Consider the following 330-nt stretch of genomic DNA (forward strand, 5'->3'; position numbering starts at 1 on the left):
TGTAATTCATTGTACGTCGAAAAAACGAAGTTTGGTTGTTGCAAACTTCGTTTTCGTTTATATAGAGCATGAACGGTTTCAATGCCTTTCAAGGTACGTGAAGCATGACGAATACTTTGAAATCCTGCAGATTTGGCAAAACGCCTTTTTACATGTCTATGGTCTTGTTCGATGAGATTGTTCAAATGTTTGACTGTACAATGAGTTGTACGTTTATAAAAGCCTTGTTCCTTTAATTTTTTGAATGCACAAAGTAATGCTGGTGCTTTATCTGTTGTTAGAACCGTTGGTTCTCCAAACGTTTTCACTAACCTTTTTATAAAGGTATAT

General features: G+C 35.2%; 1 protein-coding gene. It reads right to left on the reverse strand.

What is annotated here, in order from left to right; translation table 11 throughout:
* The coding region (locus LOK41_RS28740) for a DDE-type integrase/transposase/recombinase (RefSeq protein WP_241819473.1) at window positions 1-330 on the reverse strand (330 nt) is incomplete at both ends.

Origin of the sequence: Bacillus sp. TL12, from assembly GCF_022625245.1 — a bacterium.
GTDB lineage: Bacteria > Bacillota > Bacilli > Bacillales > Bacillaceae_G > Bacillus_A.